Here is a 2428-nt window from a genome sequence, read left to right as displayed (position 1 = left end):
CCAACAAGAAGACGAGGGGGAGGGGGGGGGGGGGGGGGGGGGGTGGGGGCGGGGGGGGGGGGGGGGGGGGGCGTGGCCTCCCCCCCCCCCCCCCCCCCCCCCCCCCGCGTCCACCGCCAGGGGCGGGTGCGCCCCGGGGCGAAGCGTTCCCGCGGCCCCGCTGCTCCCCGCAAGGGGCCGCCGTTACAACGGAGTTGGCCGTCCCTGGCGTCTCCGACACCTGCGCGGGGGAGGTCGTGGCCGCCGTGGTCTCGGCCGACGGGCCGCGTTCCCCGACAGGTGCGTGGTGTCAGCCGACCCGACTCGAATCGGGCTGCTGGTCGCCCAGTGCCGCGGTGGCTGGACGGGAGCGGGCAATCGCCGGACGGGCACTGGGTTTCCGGGCCGGCGGATATGACTGCTGCCGGTGACCGAAGGCCCCACCTCGGCCTCCTCGCCGGGCAGGTGGATCCGCGGGACCATCCCGTCGACGTGCCGGTGGCCCTCGCGCTCCTCGTCCGCGGTCTCCGGGCGGCGCTTGTCGATGTAGTCGCGCACCGTGTTGTCGGACGCGTCGCGGAAGTCGTACGGGCTCGCCAACCGCTGGAAGACCCGTTCGATGGTGTGCTTCTGCTTGCGCGGCGCGGTCAGGTCCAACCCGCGGCAATCCCGACGCCGGCCTCCCGACATGACCGCGACCACAGAGCGGTCTCCGACAGGACCGTGATCGCCGGACTCACCCCGACGTGCCGGGCGGACGGCGTACCGCATTCACTCGGGCGCGGGCATGTCGACCGGACCCGCGGCCTGGTCCGGGCCCGATCTCGGTTCGCGCCCGTCGGGCGGTCGCGGCCCCGGACCGGCGTCCCGGTCCGCTCAGCGGGCGGTCAGCGAGTAGGCCGGCAGCGGCGTGTTGCCGTGGTCCCTCGCCAGGGACCGGAGCACATCCGCCTGGCTCAGCACCAGGTCCAGTACCGGCTGCGGCAGCTCGGCCATCCGGTCGACGGTGTCGAGCAGTGCCGTGCAGGCGTCCACCTCCCAGTCGCCGTCCTGTAGGGCGGTTGTGTCCACGGGCTGCCCCGGGACGGGATCCCAGCCTGTCGCCGCGAGGACCCGGAGCAGGCCTGCGTGGGAGAACGGAGTGCGCACATTGCCTTCGCCCCGCGACCCGCTCGCCATGATCTGCCCCTGGATCAGGACGGCCAACAGGTGGGGCAGTTGGTCAGCCGAGCAGGGTGCGAGGTCCCACTCGGCGAAGCAAAGGTTCCGTGCCCAGCGGCGGACCCGGGCGAGGGTCTCCCGCAGCTGGTCCAGGGAGGCGAAGTACCAGGAGCAGTGTGCCAGGACGGCGTAGTCGAATCCGCTGTCGGGGAAGGTGACCGCCTCGTCGAGGACGTCCAGGCCGAAGCGGAAGTCGATGCGAGAGCCCAGAGGCGTCGCCTTGAGGCGCTCCGCCGACTGCCCCAGGGTGACCGGGGCGCCGTACGACGGATCCGCGATGTCGACCGCGACCACCCGGCCCTGCGGGCCGACGGCCTCGGCGAGGACGGCCGTCATGTCACCCTGTCCGCAGCCGACCTCCAGGACCGACGCTCCGGCCGGGATGCCCCAGCTGGAGACGAGGGCGGCCCGGTAGCGGGTCTGGGTCAGCTGGATGTCGGGGCTCACGTCGGCGGCGGCCATGGCGGCCGCGATCGAGGGTGCCGTCGCGATCAGGTCGGTCTTGTTCACAGAATCCTTCGTCGTGCTCTTCGGGAGCGGTACGTGCCGAGACCGCTGTTGCGCAGGTCCGGATCGGCGCCGCTCGTTGATCCCCAAGAACTACCAGACATGGCCGACCATCCAGCCGTGATGACGACCAGATCATCCGGGACGGGACAACTGGAGCCAGGTCAACTTGCTCCTCAGTGGAGCCACTTCAAGCTGCCGCGGTGGTACCAGCGGAACCTGCTGCAGACACTGCGGCTGTACGGACCTGTTCACGGCCTTCCGCCGGACGGCGGCGCGGCCTGTTCCGACGGCTTTCCGGTCCTTCTCGTGCTCGCCGTTCTGTTCGGCCTGGTGATCCTGCTGGTCGAGGCGGTGTGGTGGGTGCGTGGGGCGCCCCGCTGCCAGCTGAGCGTCGAGGCCGGCGGGCCGCAGCCGCGCAGTCTCCTGCCCGGCGTCAAGCCCCGGGCGCAGACGGAGGACTGTCGCCGGAGCCTGACCGCCGCCATCGGCGAGCACGGCGGGGCAGCGGCGCCCCGCACCCCGCACCCGCAGGAGGCCGGAGCGCTGCCGGCTGCGGCCGGCCGCCGCCCCCGAGTCCCCAAGGCCCGCAGGGCGGCGAAGGCGACGAGGGCGGACCGAAGCGGGGGGGGGGGGGGGGGGGGGGGGGGGGGGGGGGGGGGGAGGGGGGGGGGGGGGGGGGGGGGGGGAGGGGGGGGTTGGGGGGGGGTCCCCAGCCGGG

The 2428-nt window shown here is 74.0% G+C and carries 1 protein-coding gene; it reads right to left on the bottom strand.

The window, feature by feature from the left end:
* Window positions 1-855: 855 nt before the first annotated feature.
* On the bottom strand, window positions 856-1710 hold the full coding sequence (locus AC07BF_RS37750; protein ID WP_363632302.1) for a class I SAM-dependent methyltransferase: 855 nt from the start codon (window positions 1708-1710) through the stop codon (window positions 856-858).
* Window positions 1711-2428 lie beyond the last annotated feature (718 nt).

The sequence above is a fragment of the Kitasatospora sp. NPDC043950 genome, assembly GCF_056435345.1.
The sequence above is the reverse complement of the archived record's forward strand: the minus strand, read 5'-3'. Positions and strand labels throughout refer to the sequence as shown.